Here is a 17,026-nt window from a genome sequence, read left to right as displayed (position 1 = left end):
GAAGCCTATTTTGTTTGTGTTTAAGCGTTGTTGTGATGTTATTGCCCATCGAAGGTAATATTCGAAGTTGCATGTAACAAGCGCTCGCCACCTTCTTCTGCAAGTTTGATTTGTAGACGCAAATCGTTTGGCGAGTCGGCGTGTTTAAGTGCATCTTTGTAGCTAATTTGTTTGGCTTTATAAAGATCGTATAACGCTTGGTCAAAGGTTTGCATACCCAACTCACGTGAACGCTTCATCAGGTCTTTAATTTCGTGCACATCACCTTTACGGATTAAATCTGCAATCAGTGGTGAGTTAATTAAAATTTCAATCGCAGCACGACGTGAGTTGCCATCAATGGTTGGAATTAACTGCTGTGCCACAATTGCTTTCAGGTTTAGCGACAAATCCATGAACAACTGGTTATGACGGTCTGCTTCAAAGAAGTGAATAATACGGTCAATTGCTTGGTTAGCGTTGTTGGCGTGTAGGGTGGCAAATACCAAGTGACCTGTTTCGGCAAAGGCAATTGCATAATCCATGGTTTCGCGGGAACGAATCTCACCAATCAGAATTACATCAGGCGCTTGACGCAAGGTATTTTTTAATGCGATTTCAAAGGAGTCGGTATCAATCCCGACTTCACGTTGGGTAATAATACAGCCCGCATGTTCATGCACAAATTCAATCGGGTCTTCAATGGTAATGATATGACCTTTGGAGTTTTGGTTGCGGTAACCAATAATAGACGCCAAAGAAGTCGATTTACCTGTACCAGTCGCACCTACAAAAATGATGATGCCACGTTTGGTCATCGCCAAATCTTTGAGAATAGGTGGCAGTTTCAAGTCATCCATGGTCGGGATTTTGGTTTCAATCCGACGGAGTACCATGCCCGGCTCATCACGTTGTTGGAATGCGCTGACACGGAAACGTGCTGTTTTTTCACGGTTGGTAATCGCAAAGTTACATTCACGGGTTTCGGCAAATTCCTTGCGCTGTTTTTCACTCATAATTGAGTTAAGCAGCTGACCGACAATTTCACCTGTAAGTTTACTTTTGGCTACAGGCACAATTTGTCCATGAATTTTCATGGAAGGTTCAACATCGGCTGTAATAAACAAGTCAGACGCTTTTTGCTGAATCATTAAATTCAGTAAATCATTAAAGTCCATCGCGTATCTCGAATTTTAAACTTATAAGAATGATTCAGGCTGTTTTGCAACCGTACGAGCCGTTTGTGGGCTAATCACACCGCGCGATACCAAGTTTTTCAAACTCTGGTCAAGGGTGGTCATACCGTAGTTGGCACCAGTCTGAATTGCCGAGTACATTTGAGCTACTTTGTTTTCACGAATCAGGTTACGCACTGCAGGAATACCAATCATGATTTCATGCGCAGCTACACGACCACCACCATTTTTCTTGAGCAGGGATTGTGAAATGACGGCTTGTAAAGATTCAGACAACATGGCACGTACCATGTCTTTTTCTTCGGCAGGGAATACGTCAATCACACGGTCAATGGTTTTTGCTGCAGAGGTGGTGTGTAGCGTACCAAATACCAAGTGACCCGTTTCAGCAGCAGTCAGTGCCAAACGAATGGTTTCTAAGTCACGCATCTCACCAACTAGAATAATGTCAGGGTCTTCACGCAGTGCCGAACGTAATGCTTCGTTAAAGCCATGCGTATCACGGTGTACTTCTCGTTGGTTAACCAAACATTTTTTAGATTGGTGTACAAATTCGATTGGGTCTTCGACGGTCAGAATATGGTCGTAGCGATTGTCATTAATAAAGTCAATCATCGCGGCAAGTGTGGTTGATTTACCTGAACCTGTTGGGCCTGTCACCAATACCAAACCACGTGGATATTCACAAATATCTTTAAAGATTTGTCCCATGCCTAAATCTTCAAGGGTCAAAACTTTAGAAGGAATGGTACGGAATACTGCACCTGCACCACGGTTTTGGTTAAATGCGTTCACACGGAAACGAGCCACGCCTGGGACTTCAAAAGAAAAGTCCGTTTCTAGATTTTCTTCATAATCACGACGTTGTTTATCATTCATAATGTCGTACACTAATTTGTGTACTTCTTTATGTTCTAATGCTGGTAAGTTAATTCGACGAATTTCACCATCCACACGAATCAGTGGTGGCATGCCCGCAGATAAGTGTAAATCCGAAGCGCCGTTTTTAGCGGAGAACGCCAATAATTCTGTAATATCCATGAAAGTCCCCGAGATCAATTAAATCTTAATTATTTTGATAGAATAATACGGCTTTCCATCAGCTTAACCAACTGTTAGTTGCTGGACAAGGTAAAAAAAGATGAATGAAATGAGAAATGCATCAATGAATAATCTGCAGCTTATGCGCACTCAGGTTTTGCAACAAATTCAACAGGCATGCCAGTTGGCACAGCGCGAGCCAAATACGGTGCAATTGTTGGCAGTATCTAAGACTCATCCGAGTGAAGCCTTGCGTGAAATGTATGTGACAGGGCAGCGCGCTTTTGGCGAAAATTATTTGCAAGAAGCTTTGGATAAAATGCAGGCCCTGAGTGATTTAGAAATTGAATGGCACTTTATTGGGCATGTGCAGCGCAATAAAACCAAACATTTGGCAGAAAAATTTGCATGGGTGCATGGGGTAGATCGTTTGATTATTGCCGAGCGTTTATCGAATCAGCGCGATGCTCAACAAGTGTCCCTGAATATTTGTTTACAAGTAAATATTGATGCGCAAGACACGAAGGATGGTTGTCAGCCGAGCGAAGTTGCAGAATTAGTCCGACAGATCAGCCAATTACCGCATTTAAAACTACGCGGTTTGATGGTGATTCCTGCACCTGATCATCCTCAAGCTTTTCAAGATGCCAAACAATTGTTTGATGCAGTGAAAGCACAACATGCACAACCTGAAGATTGGGATACTTTGAGTATGGGGATGTCGGGCGATTTAAATGCCGCAATTGCAGCAGGTTCAACTATGGTACGGATTGGTACAGCATTGTTTGGCGCACGTGACTATTCCAAGGCTTAATTGCTAGATGAACAAAGAATCTGCCAAGATTTTGCAAACATTATCTTGTACGTTTTGGCTGACATGAAATGCGGAATTTTGCGGCTAGTGCTGAAGGTTGGATTTTCTTAATATGAACTTATCGGGAATCAGGGAGTTTCCTAAATAAGAAGAATAAGAAATAGAACAACACGGAAGTGCTTGGTACGACAGGAGTTATACCAAAAACTGAATCTAGAAAGCCTCGACAGGATGTCGAGGCTTTTTTAGTTATGTATGCTGTAAAGCTGTCAAAGTTTTGGCTTGTGTAGATTATTTTTAATAACCTTCACTATTTTTAGAAAGCGCCACTCCCGTCCAGTAAATAGGTGAAGTAGACATTCAAGATTTATTTTCTATCCAGATTCGAATACGGGCAATCAGTAAAAATAGCAAAAAACAGAACTGAAAGAAGCCTGTGAAAATGATGGTCCAACCGCTATTTCCAGGTGTTTTTCTTGCATCCAACTCAATGACTAAAGTGCAGACGGTGAGAATGATTTCAAAAATTAAAACCGCTTTAAAAACCCAAGGTTTAGGGAAACGTATTAACCATGTGAGAAAAATAATACTTAAACTGGGCAATACAGCAAAGAGAATAATCGTTTTTATATCCATAAAATTAAGTACTTAAAGTGTGTGTGATTTTAAAATAAATTCAATACAACTTCATGGAAGCCTAAAATCTGAAATCTCACAGTCATCTCAATAATTCTTCAATCGACAAATAATCTTCAGATTTTAGGCAGTATTGGCTTTAACCCACCACATTGATTTCACTTGCCCCTGCACCCACTGGTTTGACTTGAATTTGCACAGGAATTCGTTCGTGCATTTCCTGAATATGCGAAATCAGCACCACTTTACGTCCCTGACTTTGCAGATGGTCTAAGGCATTCATCACCATGTGCAAGGAAGTCGGGTCGAGAGTGCCAAAGCCTTCATCAATAAATAGCGATTCCAGTTTCATTGAGCCAGATGCCATATTGGCAATTGCCAGTGCCAAAGCTAAAGAAACCAAAAAGGTTTCGCCACCCGATAAAGACAGAACAGGGCGAATTTCACTGTTCATGTCTAAATCAATAATCGCTAACCCCAAACTGTCTGGAATACGATGCAATTGATAACGCGAACTCAGTGGTAGCAATTGCTGATTGGCGTATTCCACCAAAATATCCAAGTGATGTTCTTGGGCAATTTTCTTAAATTTTGTCCCTTCTTTATGCCCAATTAAATCGTAAATACGTCCCCAACGATATTCTTCAGCTTTGATATTTTCAATTTGAGTTTGATAGGTAGCAAAAATCCCTTGATTGGTGCTATTCAGGCGTAGCTGTGCCTCAATCTCATTATAGTTTTGCTGTTGTTTGGCTTTGTCTGTTTGCAGCGCTGCCAGTTGCGTGGTGACCTCGTCAAAACTCAGTTGTGGCTGTTGCTTTAAGTGTTTTTGATATTGCTCTTCCAATGTTTGCCAAGCCGTTTTAGCACTCTCCAAACTGTTTTGTTGTTGCTGCAGCATGTTGCGTATTTGCTGATGTTCGGCATAAGAAATCTGTAAACATTTATCAATGATGCTGGCTTGAAAATGCGTGTGTGTCGCTTGCCACGTTGCAATGTGTTGCTGACATTCAGTGTGTTGCTGCATGCGCTGTTGAATTCTACTATCCAAACCATGTTTTTGCAGTTGTAAGTCTTTTAACACCTGTTCTGCTTGATTAAGTACAGTTCGTTGTGTGCTAAGTGCAAGATTGAGTTGCTGTTGTTGCTGATCTAAAGCCTGCTGCCATTCTTGATAGGTCTGATATTCACATCCCGCATGAGTTCTTGTAAGCTGCTTAATTTGATCACGCAGCTCACTTCCTGCAGTTTTAATCTGCTGCAGTTGTAGGGTTTTCTCTGCATGTTGCTGTTGTAAAAATAGCAACTTTTCTTGCACTTGCTGCTGTTGTTGAGTCAGTTGTTCAATCGTTTTGCTCAGTTGAACTTGCTGCTGCTGCAAGTGATGACGTTGCTCTAACTGTTGTAAGGCATTTTGATAGTATTCAATCGGTTGATTGAGCCAAGCGTGTCTTTGTTCTGCATCTAAAAGCGACAAAATAGGCTGTAAACGCTGAGCGAGGTCTTGGCGTTGTTGAATAGCATATTTGAGTTGTTCTGCCTGCTGTGCAGCATTGCGCCATTGTTTCAGGGTATCGTTTGCTTGTTGAATACTCTGCTGCAAGTGTTGAGTGGATTGATGTGTTGTTGCCCAATGTTGCTGTACGTGTTCAATTTGCTTTGCAACAGGCAGCGCTGCATCCAAATCTAAAGATAAGGATGTTGCAAGCTGTTGCACCAATGTCTGTTGTTGTTCAAGTTGCTGTTGCAGTTCAAGACTGCGTTGTTGTTGTTGATGATAAGTTGCATCGTATTGACTGCGAGCACGCTCCAATTGTTGTAGCTGTTTTTGCGCATGCTCAAATTCAGTTTTGGCCTGCTGCAATTGCTGATCCTGCAATTGGTTTAAAGCGTCACTGAGTAAATTTTCATGCTGAATAAACGGATGTTCATGGCTGCCGCAGACCATACAGGCTTCATTCGGTTTTAATTGGGCACGTAAATCCTGCACACTTTGATGCTGCAATAAACGCTGCTGTTCAAAGATCTGCTGTAATTGTTGCAAGGCTTGTTCAGTAATTTGCACTTGCTGCTGTTGGGTTTGAATTTGAGTCTGTGTCTGCTGTTGCAGACTTAAAGTTTCTTGCTGACGCTGTTGTAACTGCTCAAATAGGGTGGTCTGTTGTTGCCATTGTTCAAGTGCCTGTTGCAAGCGCTCTAAAACATGCACACTCTTTAAAGCATGTTGTAATTGCTGTTGCTCTGCCGTGAGTTGCTGCTCAAGTTGTTCAGGATGTTGATATTGTTTTTCCCAAACCAACAGTTGTTGCTGTGTATGTTGTTGTTGCTCAATTAAAGTATCTAATGCAGATTGGAACAGCGTAGGGTTTTGCTGACGTAGTTGCTGTTCAAGCTGCAAATAATCTTGCAGACGTTGCAACGTAAGGGCTAAATTATCATCAAAATTTGCCCATGCCGCAGTCTGTTTGAATTGCTGTTGTAAATGTTGCTGTTGTTGTTGCTCGGTTGCAAGTTGAGTCGTCAGTTGCTTCAAATTATTTTGCACAGGCTGAATTTGCTGCTCTGCAAATAATTTTTGTGCAGCATCCAAAGCGGTATATTGTTGAAGTTTGCTAGAAATTTCATGTTGTAACTGTGCCGCAATTTCAAGTTGTGGTTTCAATTGTTCAACATGCTGCTGCCATGCCTGAAGGTCTTTTTCCGCTTGCTGTTGCTGACTAATCGCTTGCTGTTGTGCGTATTCCGCTTGTTGCAAGTTTGGTTCAAATTTCAAAAGCTGCTGATTCAGATTTTTTAGCTCGGTATCTGCTTGCTGACGCAAGACAAATTGCTCGCGGATGGTTTGAAATTCATCTAAATGTTTGAGCAATTGTTTTTGAGAGGCGAGTTTAAGATCGGCATCGACTTGAACATCATATATTTCTTTTTTAGCTTGGGTGCTGGCATAGAGTTCATGGCAATCTTTGTGCCATTTCACATCATTTTCATACAGTTTTTCGGTTTGGGTCAGCAAAGCTAATTGTTGACTTAGGTCATGTTGTTGGGTTTCTAAGTCTTTTAGTGCTTCATCGCTGAGGAGCACCACATGCCCCATGACATTTTCAAGATCTGTTCGCTTTTGTTTAATTTCACTAAATTTAACGGCTGCACGTTTGCTGACTTCGGTAAAAATTTGCGAATTGGTTAAATATTCAAGTAAATCTGCCCGTTCATGGTCTTTGGCTTTTAAAAATGCCCCAACTTCCGATTGTGCCAATAATACTGCGCGTGTGAATTGCTCAAAACTAAGGCCAATCAACTGCTCTACAATTGGCGTAGCTTCAGAAATTCTTTGATTTAAAACCCGTTGCTCATCTAGGCAGGTAATGGCACGTTCAACTTTTAAGTTTCCATCCACTTTGTTATGTGCACGGCGAATTTGCCAACGTGCCGAATAGCGTTTTTGATCGAGCGCGATAAATTCAAGTTCTGCAAAGCCAGAAGTCGTACCACGACGTAAAATATGTTTAGAGTCTTTTAAGGAAATTTCTTTGCCTGCGGTATCGGTCAGACTGCCTGTAGCACCTCTCAAACGTGGAATTTCGTCATAAAGTGCCAAACACATGGCATCCAGCAAAGTCGATTTGCCTGCACCAGTTTTGCCCGTAATTGCAATTAAACCTGCCTGTGCCAGTGGCTCATCTTCAAAATTGATGACATGCGTGCCTGCCAAAGATGCCAAATTATTTAAACTTAAACGTAAAATTTTCATGGCAAATCCTTAAGCTTTATTCTGATCAAGTTCTTGTTGGGCTTCGGCCAAAAGCTGTAAAAAATCTTGGCTCACTTCTGGGTCAGGTTGATAGCCCATTTTTTCCCATAAATCTAAAAATAATTTTTCAGGCGTAGGCGGCTCTAAATCAATTTTTGATTGTTGCACGTTCGAGTTTTCACAGTTTTGAAAGCGTCGTGCAATGCGCAGTAAACGATAGCGGTTGGCAGGCAGTGCTTGTTCAATTTGTTGGCGTAAATCAATGGGTGGCGGGGCATCGCTGATATATTCAATTTCTAAAAAATGCCGTGCGCAAACTTCTGCAATTTCATCTTTTGGCAATTTATTCAGTTCGGTGATTAATTCAGAAAGTTCACAGCGAATCCGAAGCAGCTCTACCGTACGTGGAATAAGCAAGCTTTCATATTGGAAACGCTGTGCATCAGCCTGTAATGGATCAATCCTAACTTCAAGGACTTGGTGTTTATAATTCAGCTCGCTAAATGATAAAGGGATGGGTGAGCCGCTATAGCGAATGTGTGGCTGTCCGACCTGTTGCGGTTTGTGTAAGTGTCCGAGTGCGACATAGTCAATCACCTCATCAAACAGCGCAGTCGATAAGGCTTCTTCATTCCCCACTACAATTGGGCGTTCTGAGTCGGAAGTTTCGCCACCTTGCATGTGTGCATGTGACATTAAAATCAGGGCTTGATCGGGTTGTTTACGGGCTTTGGCTTCTGCAATCAGTTGTTGATGTAAGTAAGCAACCGCAGATTGATTGTCACTGCTATGTTCATTTAAACCTGTAATTTCTGCACTGCGTAAATAGGGCAGGGTCAGACACCATGCCACAATATTTTGCGCAGCGTCATAAATAGGCACTAGGAGTTTATCTAAATCTAATTTTTGCTCGGCTGTTTTACCAATCACGCCCACAGCTTTGGCGTTGAAGCGGTCTAAAAAGGGTTCAACTTGCTCAATGCGATACCCAGAGTCATGATTGCCTGCAATCATTAAGGTTTGCATGTGTGGAGCAAGCACATGCGCATCGGTAAGGAATTGATAGAGTTGTTTCTGAGCGCTCGAAGCAGGATTGACCACATCAAAAATATCGCCTGCTATGAGCAGGGCATTCGGCTGTTTGCTTTTAATTTGAGTTAAGAGCCAATTTAAAAATTCAGTATGTTCATATTCACGTTCATGGTGATGGAAAAATTGCCCCAAATGCCAATCAGACGTATGTAAAAAATGAACAGCCATGCGTGTTCCAATCTTGATGTTGAATTATGGGATAACTTAACATAACTGAGCGCAACACTGCGGCAAAAAACCAGTTTTCTGCTTTTAAAGCGACAATTTAGGTCGCAGAGATTTTAAAGAGAAGGGAAAGTAAAATCTGTCGTGATCTGTATAGAAAAATATAGAGAGTTAAAATACTGATGTTAGAAAGGCTAAAAAAAGACCTTAAAAAATAAAGACCGACGATTCGAGTGATGATGAAATCGTCGGTCAAAGAAAAACTTGCGATACAGTAAAGCTTTGGCTGATGTTCAAAGCATGACTGTATGCGATTTATTGCTTTAGTCAGGTCACCGAAAATATTGTGGATGCCATACACATTAACGGTTGTTGTGACCTTGTAGCCTATATAACGTCAGGCTTTTGTATTCGGTTGACAATTTCATGAAAAAAAAATCAATTTTTTTTATACTAGGCTGAATCTTTTGTCTGAGTCATCTTTATGGTATCGCTAAGCCGTTATTTTATCTGGTTTTTCTTGTATTGCTTTGTGATGACCTGTATTTGTGGCGTATTGGCTGCATTATTACCTGCGGGTGTAGGCGGGATTTTAACTGCGGTGCCTTATTTGGTTGCCATGATTTTAGTGCTGTATAAGTTTTTAAAACAACAACGCCGTGCGCCGAATGACAAGGAACGCAAGACATTTACTTTAGGATTTAGCCTGATTTTTTGGGGCTATAACTTGGCGTTTTTATTATTAGGTTTGGCGATATTTTCTCGCCAAAACCCAAGCATTTGGCAAGATTTTTTACAGTATTTGCAACAGCCACAATTTATGAGTGTGGTGGTGATCATGTTCTTGTTGATCGCAATTCCATTGTATCTGCTGACCTATTGGTTTTATGGTAAACAGGCACAGCGTATGGCAGTTAAAATGTTTGGCTGATAAAAGAAGTTGTTAATATCTGATTTTCTTCAAATATACATGATCAGTTATGTGATGATGATTTGCTTAGACTTGAACATTCAGTCTAAATCACGTATAGCTAAAACTATATTTTTCATCATGCTGAGATTGGAAGATGCATAAACCTTTGGTACTGGTAACAGGGGCAAGTGGTTTTATTGGTTCACAATTGTTGCCGTTTTTATTGCAACAGGATTATCGGGTGGTGGGGCTAACCCGACAGCCCAATCGAGTATCCAAACATCCACAATTACGCTGGATTCAGCAGTTAGATGAACTCGACACCGACCAAATTGATTATGTGATTAATTTGGCGGGAGAAAGTATTGGGCAGGGCAGATGGACAGCAGCACGCAAACAAAAATTGCTTGATAGTCGAGTTCAGACCACACTGCACTTATATCAATATCTTGAAAAGCGCCGTATTTTCCCCAAGTGTATTATTTCAGGCTCGGCAGTGGGGTATTACGGAATTGACCCGCAGGAACAATGGTCAGCAGTATGTACCGAACACAGTGCAGCACAAGATATTTTTATGTCGCAGTTGTGCCAGCAATGGGAACAGGCTGCGTTAAGCTTCAGCCAGCAAAATACTAAAATTATGCGCTTGGGCGTGGTGTTTGGGCGCGGTGGTGGCATTTTACCGCAAATGTTATTACCAATTCGTTTAAATGCCGTCGGGCGGATTGGGCATGGACGGCAGCCTGTTGCATGGGTGCATATACAAGATGTTTTACAGGCCATTCACTGGTTAATGACGCAACCTGTAGACGCCAAAATTTTGAATGTGGTTGCACCTGAAAAAACCAGTCAGCAAGACTTTGCCGAAACCGCAGCTCGGCTTTTAAAACGTCGTCCATTTTTGGTGTTACCTGCTTTTGTCTTGCGTTGGTTATTGGGCGAGCAATCGCAATTGGTGCTGAATGGGCAATATGTTAAACCACAAGCGTTAGAACAAGCAGGCTATTGCTTTCAATATCCAAAACTTGAACAGGCGCTAGCGGCTTGTCTGGGTGCATGATCCTCTACTTAAACAGAGGATGCTGCTGAGTGTTATGCACAGATTGAGGTGGGCTGTAACTGCTTTGGATCATAAGCGGCAGGATCAACAATCGTTTCTTGCCCAAGCATGAGCTGTCTTAATAACTGCGCTGAAGCAGTGCCCATACATAAGCCATTACGGAAGTGTCCGAAATTCATCCATACATTATTTAGGCTTGGCACTTTGCCGATATACGGCACACCTGTAGGCGAGCCTGGACGTAAACCAGCCCATTGTTTCACAATGGGGAACTGTGCCAATTCAGGCACCATTTCAAAACAAGCCGTTAAAATATCTTGTTGGGTTTGCGGGTTTGGTGTGGTGTCAAAACCAACGTGACGCATACTGGAACCGCATAGCACATGCCCATCTTGACGTGGAATCAAGTACATCACCTTGTTCATGCACATGCTTGGCAACCATTGTGCAGGGGTTTTAAATAACACAATTTGCCCTTGTACAGGCTGTACAGGAATCTCTAAACCCAGTTGTGCCGCCCAGTGCTGTGACCATGCACCTGTCGCAAGCACGATATGATCTGCACGATGCAAGCGACCATCGGCAGATTGAATGGCTTGAATACGATCTTCAGTGATCTGAAATTTCTGAATTGGGCAGTGTTCAAAAAATCGCACGCGCGGATGTTGTTTCAAATATTGCGTGAGCGATTGTAATAAACGCGGATTGCGCACATTGGCAAGTTGTGAGAAATACAGGGCTTGTTTAAATTTGGGATGGATATGCGGGTTAATTTGTTCGAGTTGTTCCCGATTCAGATATTCAGCTTGCTGCATCGGTTCATGATGACGTTCGGCATAATTTAAACCAATCTCAAAATCATCTTCATCAAAAATCAACATGCCTGTTTCATGGATTTCAAAATCAATGCCTGTAATAGGTTTGAGTTTTTCATTCCATGCTTGGTACTGCGGTTTGGCAAATTGGGCTAAGTCATTGACCGCTTGAGGATAACGCCACGGATACATGGGAGAAAGAATTCCACCACCTGCCCATGATGCCGCTTGTGCTGCTTGTTGTTGATCAAAAATACTGATAGAGCAGCCCTGCTCTACCAGTTCGAGTGCAGACAACAAACCGCTGATGCCTGCACCAATGATTGCGATGTGCATGAAAGTCGCCTGTTTATGCCATATCTTTAAGTTTGAGTGCTGCTTCTTCGGCAAAATATGTCCAAATACCATCTGCACCTGCACGGCGGCAACTCATTAGCGATTCAATAATCACACTGTCCGACAACCAGCCATTTTGAATCGCGGCAGCAAGCATGGCGTATTCACCACTCACTTGATAGACAAAGGTTGGCACACCAAAGTTATCTTTCACTTCACGTACAATGTCTAAATAAGGCATGCCTGGTTTTACAATCACCATGTCTGCACCTTCTTGAATATCCAGTGCAATTTCATGCAAGGCTTCGGCACGGTTGCCAATATCCATTTGATAATTGTATTTGTTGCCGCCTTTTAGGTTGCTGGCAGAACCGACTGCATCACGGAAAGGACCGTAAAAGCTAGAGGCATATTTGGCTGAATAAGCCATGATAGAGGTATAGATATGCCCGTTGCTTTCCAACGCCTGACGAATCGCACCAATACGGCCATCCATCATGTCACTTGGCGCAACCACATCTGCACCCGCTTCGGCATGACTTAAAGCCTGTTTAATTAGACATTCAACCGTTTCATCATTCAGGACATAGCCTGTGTCATCAATAATGCCATCTTGACCATGAGTGGTGTACGGGTCGAGTGCGCCATCGGTAATAAGTACCATCTCTGGCAATTCTTTTTTCAGCAGGCGTAGTGTGTTTTGCACCAAGCCATCTTCACGCCATGCTGCTTCTGCGGTCAGGCTTTTATCTTCTTGTGGCGTGACTGGAAACAATGCCAGTTTAGACACACCCAGCTGCATTAAACGCTCGGCTTTTTTGAGTAATAAGTCTGCCGATAAACGCTGAATATTGGGCATGCTTGGAATATCTTGGGTTTGATTTTGTCCCGGTAAAACAAATACAGGATAAATCAAGTGATCTGTGGTTAAGTGAGTTTCGCGAACCATGGCGCGTAATTGATCATTTTTACGGATACGACGCATACGAGTGGCAGGAAATGCAGGACGATTGAACGTATAGGTCATAAAAATCTCACTGATCAGTATTAAACTAGACGACTATTGTAGCCCCTTAAATTTCATTTGGGCATACATTGGCTGTTTTTATTGTTGGTAAATTGAGTTGTTTGGACTTTTGGGCACGTTATGAGTAATGCAGAGAAAAATTGGACTGGGAATATACATTTAGGCGCGAAAGTCGATATTGATGTCGTGCTAAGACAATTGGTCAATGCATTTAATGGATCGCCATTTTTTCAACACAATGGCATGAGCATGCGTGTGGTCGATGGTCAAATTGAAGCCTATATTGAGATGCAACCGTATATGGTGGGCAACGTGGCTTTCCAAATTTTACATGGTGGTGTTGCTGCAACCATTTTGGACAGTGTGGGCGGTATTGTGGCGATGGGTGAGTTATATAAAAGAACTGAACCTGACGACTTGCCCGATACCATAAAAAAAGTCACCCGTTTGGCTACCGTAGATATGCGGGTGGATTACTTAGCACCGGGACGCGGTAAGTATTTTATTGCCCGTGCGGAAACTTTACGTTTAGGGCGTAAAGGCTGCACCATGCGCATGACGATGGTCAATGATGAAGATAAACCAATTGCAACGGCAATTGCGTCTTATGCCTATTAAAATCTAAGGTAGGGCGCGAACAATTGTGTTTTGCCTAATTGGATGACTGTTTATTTTGATTAGTTTATTGTTTTAGACATATAAGGAGTTGAGTGATCAGCTCCTTTTTTGTGTGCATAAACAACTTTATGAATTGTGACAGTTTGTAGCGACTTAAGTTTTCTTTAAGTTTAGATTTCTATCTTGAGCATTGAGTTATTTTCTATCCAATGTGATGCACATGATCAAATTTAATTTTGATGCTCAATCATCCAGTCAAACGCATTTTCTGGATGCGAATTTTCATCAGCAAAAAAATAAAAAACAATTCAGCGGGTATGCATCTGTAGCGCAGCCGTATAAACCACAAACGAACCCAAAACAGTTGAACCTAGAACAGCCACATTTAGATGTATTACACAGCTATGCCTCGGTGATTCAAGCACACACAACAGCACAACATTTAAATGTGACAACTGTGACCCGAGATGCTAGCGAACAACGCTTGGCATTAGAGCATTTTATTCGAGATAAATACCAAAAAGTCCATCAGGCATCCATAAATACTTTTTCAGATACCTTGTTTGCAGGCTATGTAAACCACGACATGCAAGTGGTGATTGGCATGCAACCATTGGGCGCAAACCAAGCCTTTTTGGAACAGTATTTAGGTGCACCCATTGAAACCATTTTAACCCAATTGAGCCAAGTGCCTGTAACGCGCGCGCAGATTGTTGAAATTGGCAACTTGGCAGCGCAAGACATGAGCAAAGCCAAATTGATGGTGGCTTTTTTGGTCTTTCACTTATCGCAGAACAATGTGTCGTGGGCAGTTTGCACAGGAACAGCAGCAGTGCGCTATGTGTTACAGCAAATGGGTTTGCATTTTCAGGTACTAGAAAAAGCCAACCCCGAAGCCTTGGGCGATGCACAGCATCAATGGGGCAGTTATTACCAACAGAAGCCTTATGTACTGGCGATTGACGTTGCAGCAGCGTTGGCGGTCACGCAACAGCAATATTGTTTTTATGCCTAAGGTCATGCAGAAAGGCGGAAATTGAAAGATGAATGAGTTATTTGAAAACCTGAATCACTATGCCCAAACAGACCCTGAGCGTGAAGCAATTGTGACGGCACAAACCATACTGAGTTATGCCACATTACAGCAACGGGTTGAGTTGCTCAGTGCAGAATTGGCAACTTATCAAGTACAGCGTTTGGCGTTGTGGGGTGTGAATCAGGCCGATTGGATTGTGGTCGATTTAGCCGCACGTAAAGCTGCAATGACAGTCATTCCTGTGCCTTTATTTTTTACTGCTGCACAAGTGCAACATTTACTGCAAGACAGCCAAGCGGAGTTGCTGTGTATTTTGACGGATACTGCACAAAGCGATACTCCGTCCAATGTTAACTCGGCTATTGGAAATACTGCTATTCCAGAAGCTTTGTTGGAGATGATTGATGCAGTTCAGGCACAGGTTTTGCCACCATCAGATTTATATCAAGGGCAGTTGTTTCGTCTAAGCGTTGAAACAGCACAACCGCATTTATCCCCAAATTCTGCTGAGCAGCCTACAAAAATTACTTATACCTCGGGCAGTACAGGTACACCCAAAAGTGTGTGTTTGGCAGAAGCCACCATCAATTCAATTACACACTCTTTAAGTCAGGCATTACAAAGTAGCCAGCTTGGGCGGCATTTGTGTCTAATTCCATTTGCAACATTGCTTGAAAATATCGCAGGCGTGTATGTGCCTTTTCACATGGGACGTGCAGTGGTGGTGGGTGAAGTCAGCCAGTTCGGTTTGCTGTCCAACTATGAGTTTGATGTTTCACGCTTTGTCGATGCCGTGCAGCAATATCGCATTGAAAGCGTGATTTTATTGCCGCAAATGCTCAAAGCGATTGTGGAATATATCCATCAACACGGCGATTTGGGCTTGCGCACTTTGCAGTTTATTGCCGTGGGTGGTGTCAAGGTGTCTGCAGATTTACTCAAGCAGTGTCAGCAATTCAATTTACCTGTTTATGAAGGTTATGGTCTGTCTGAATGTGCATCGGTCGTGAGTTTAAACCTGCCTGAAGCTCGCAGAATTGGCAGTGTTGGCCGCGTATTACCGCATGTTCAAGTCGAAATTGCTGCCAATCAAGAAGTGGTGGTCAAGGGCAATGCCATGTTGGGATATATGCATGAACTTGGGCGTGAGCAGGATGCGGTATCAGCCGATATTCACACAGGCGATGCAGGTTATTTTGATGAAGATGGCTATTTATATATCACGGGGCGTATCAAGCAAATTATTGTCAGCAGTTTTGGGCGCAATATTTCACCAGAATGGGTTGAATCGAACAGTTTGAGTGAGCCTGAAATTCAACAGATTGCCGTGTTTGGTGAAGCGCAGCCGTCATTATCTGCAGTGATTTATGCCGAGGAACATCGTTCAGATGCGCAATTGGCAGCCGCGATTTATCGTGCCAATACCCGTATGCCTGATTATGCCCAAATTAAACACTGGTGCCGTGCTGAACAACCTTTTTCTTTAAATAATCAGATGTTAACCGATAACGGAAAATTGCGTAGAGCAGTCATTCAGCAACAGTATCAGACAGCTTTGGCACATCCTACAACGTATTTAATGGCTGATCTTGGAGATGTTTCACAGATAGACATCAACCTGTCAGTCATCAATAGAGATAGAGAGAAATCACATGAATATTGCACAACAGCAATTCAAACATTCCCCACAACAAATTAAAGATCGTTTGGTGGAGCACGGTTGGGTTTTACTTAGAAATGAACATTATGATGTGAATGCGTTTAGTGGGCTGATGAGCAATATTTGCCAAAAGCTGACCTATGACCCTGCACGTGAAAATGTGACCCGACAATCGCAAAAAGTAGATGCAGGTACGCAGGCAATGGGACTGCATATAGAAAATGGTTCAACCCCAATGCCGCCTGATATTATTGCTTTTTTTAGTGAAAAAAGTGCTTCGCGTGGTTCGCAGACTACTTTATGTGATGGACATGAGGTATGGCAAAAACTGCCTGACACACTGAAGCAGAAATTTGCTGAACCGATGACCATCAGCCGTTACTTACCCAAAGCGATGTGGCAAAAGTATGTGGCGACAGCACTCAATATTGCCGATGCCGTACAGGTCGGGCAGCAGGAACTCGCTCATTTTATTGAGATGATTCCTAGACAACGGATTCGCCCTGCGCATGATGAAGGCGTACAGTACGATTTAAGCATGCCGATGATTCGCCATGACAATTTAAAAGCTGTGCCTGCCTTTGCCAACACCTTGTTGGGGCCTTCTTATAATTACGAAAAGCAGCGTTTTTACTTTGCCGATGGCAGCGAAATCCAAGCAGAATTATTGGAAGAATTGGCAGAGCGATGCGAGCGTGAAACCTCAGAAATTGACTGGCAAGATGGTGATGTGGTGCTCATTGATAACAAGCGCTTTATGCATGGCAGACGTGAAATATTGGTGCCATTAGAAGATCGTAAACTCTATATTTGTATGGGCTTGGGACTGAATCCTGCATTTTTATAATTGAGTTGTATCGAATATCTTAAAATTGAGAGTATCTTTT

The 17,026-nt window shown here is 42.5% G+C and carries 14 protein-coding genes; 7 read left to right on the top strand and 7 right to left on the bottom strand.

All coding sequences use genetic code 11. The features are described 5' to 3' along the window. Nucleotides 1–38: 38 nt before the first annotated feature. Both FTT71_RS10285 and FTT71_RS10280 read right to left on the bottom strand, forming a co-directional pair. A complete protein-coding gene (locus tag FTT71_RS10285) occupies nt 39–1,157 on the bottom strand; it encodes a PilT/PilU family type 4a pilus ATPase (RefSeq protein ID WP_104852406.1) in 1,119 nt (372 codons plus the stop codon). A 21-nt stretch (nt 1,158–1,178) separates the two neighbouring features. Further along, the gene (locus FTT71_RS10280; RefSeq protein ID WP_004975327.1) at nt 1,179–2,216 is read right to left on the bottom strand and encodes a type IV pilus twitching motility protein PilT; all 1,038 of its coding nucleotides are present in this window, start codon (nt 2,214–2,216) and stop codon (nt 1,179–1,181) included. Nucleotides 2,217–2,340: 124 nt separating this feature from the next. On the opposite strand from FTT71_RS10280, the gene FTT71_RS10275 reads away from it, so the two are divergent. Further along, nucleotides 2,341–3,030: a YggS family pyridoxal phosphate-dependent enzyme gene (locus FTT71_RS10275; protein WP_180044258.1), complete on the top strand. Its 690-nt coding sequence runs from the start codon at nt 2,341–2,343 to the stop codon at nt 3,028–3,030. Nucleotides 3,031–3,390: 360 nt separating this feature from the next. Here FTT71_RS10275 and FTT71_RS10270 read toward each other — a convergent pair whose 3' ends face one another. From FTT71_RS10270 to FTT71_RS10260, 3 genes are all read right to left on the bottom strand, one after another. Next, on the bottom strand, nt 3,391–3,666 hold the full coding sequence (locus FTT71_RS10270) for a hypothetical protein (RefSeq protein WP_004975329.1): 276 nt from the start codon (nt 3,664–3,666) through the stop codon (nt 3,391–3,393). A 139-nt stretch (nt 3,667–3,805) separates the two neighbouring features. Next, nucleotides 3,806–7,417, bottom strand: a complete 3,612-nt coding sequence (locus FTT71_RS10265; protein WP_180044260.1) for an AAA family ATPase — start codon at nt 7,415–7,417, stop codon at nt 3,806–3,808. A gap of 9 nt (nt 7,418–7,426) precedes the next feature. After that, the gene (locus FTT71_RS10260; RefSeq protein ID WP_154320420.1) at nt 7,427–8,677 is read right to left on the bottom strand and encodes an exonuclease SbcCD subunit D C-terminal domain-containing protein; all 1,251 of its coding nucleotides are present in this window, start codon (nt 8,675–8,677) and stop codon (nt 7,427–7,429) included. Between the two features lie 481 nt (nt 8,678–9,158). Between FTT71_RS10260 and FTT71_RS10255 the strand changes: the two genes are divergently transcribed. Both FTT71_RS10255 and FTT71_RS10250 read left to right on the top strand, forming a co-directional pair. After that, a complete protein-coding gene (locus FTT71_RS10255) occupies nt 9,159–9,605 on the top strand; it encodes an ABZJ_00895 family protein (RefSeq protein WP_004975337.1) in 447 nt (148 codons plus the stop codon). Nucleotides 9,606–9,741: 136 nt separating this feature from the next. Continuing rightward, entirely contained in the window at nt 9,742–10,647 is a 906-nt protein-coding gene (locus FTT71_RS10250; RefSeq protein ID WP_180061203.1) for a TIGR01777 family oxidoreductase, read from the top strand. A gap of 32 nt (nt 10,648–10,679) precedes the next feature. Here FTT71_RS10250 and thiO read toward each other — a convergent pair whose 3' ends face one another. Then, a complete protein-coding gene (gene thiO / locus FTT71_RS10245; protein ID WP_180160927.1) occupies nt 10,680–11,798 on the bottom strand; it encodes a glycine oxidase ThiO in 1,119 nt (372 codons plus the stop codon). Nucleotides 11,799–11,811: 13 nt separating this feature from the next. After that, entirely contained in the window at nt 11,812–12,825 is a 1,014-nt protein-coding gene (hemB, locus tag FTT71_RS10240) for a porphobilinogen synthase (RefSeq protein WP_004975342.1), read from the bottom strand. A 120-nt stretch (nt 12,826–12,945) separates the two neighbouring features. On the opposite strand from hemB, the gene FTT71_RS10235 reads away from it, so the two are divergent. The 4 genes from FTT71_RS10235 (at nt 12,946) to FTT71_RS10220 (ending at nt 16,986) form a co-directional block, all read left to right on the top strand. Continuing rightward, nucleotides 12,946–13,443: a thioesterase family protein gene (locus tag FTT71_RS10235; protein WP_096902274.1), complete on the top strand. Its 498-nt coding sequence runs from the start codon at nt 12,946–12,948 to the stop codon at nt 13,441–13,443. A 220-nt stretch (nt 13,444–13,663) separates the two neighbouring features. Beyond that, on the top strand, nt 13,664–14,458 hold the full coding sequence (locus tag FTT71_RS10230; protein WP_180044265.1) for a thermostable hemolysin: 795 nt from the start codon (nt 13,664–13,666) through the stop codon (nt 14,456–14,458). Between the two features lie 28 nt (nt 14,459–14,486). Beyond that, nucleotides 14,487–16,178 carry an AMP-binding protein gene (locus FTT71_RS10225; protein WP_180160926.1) on the top strand — a complete coding sequence of 564 codons (1,692 nt, stop codon included), beginning with the start codon at nt 14,487–14,489 and terminating at the stop codon, nt 16,176–16,178. Beyond that, nucleotides 16,132–16,986: a TauD/TfdA family dioxygenase gene (locus FTT71_RS10220; RefSeq protein ID WP_180061206.1), complete on the top strand. Its 855-nt coding sequence runs from the start codon at nt 16,132–16,134 to the stop codon at nt 16,984–16,986. Before FTT71_RS10225 ends, FTT71_RS10220 begins: the two co-directional genes overlap by 47 nt. Nucleotides 16,987–17,026: the final 40 nt, after the last annotated feature.

It is taken from the genome of Acinetobacter sp. YH01004 (assembly GCF_013420455.1).
In the GTDB taxonomy this organism is placed as follows: domain Bacteria; phylum Pseudomonadota; class Gammaproteobacteria; order Pseudomonadales; family Moraxellaceae; genus Acinetobacter; species Acinetobacter towneri.
Note: the sequence above shows the minus strand (reverse complement) of the source record. Positions and strands in the feature narration are given on the sequence as shown.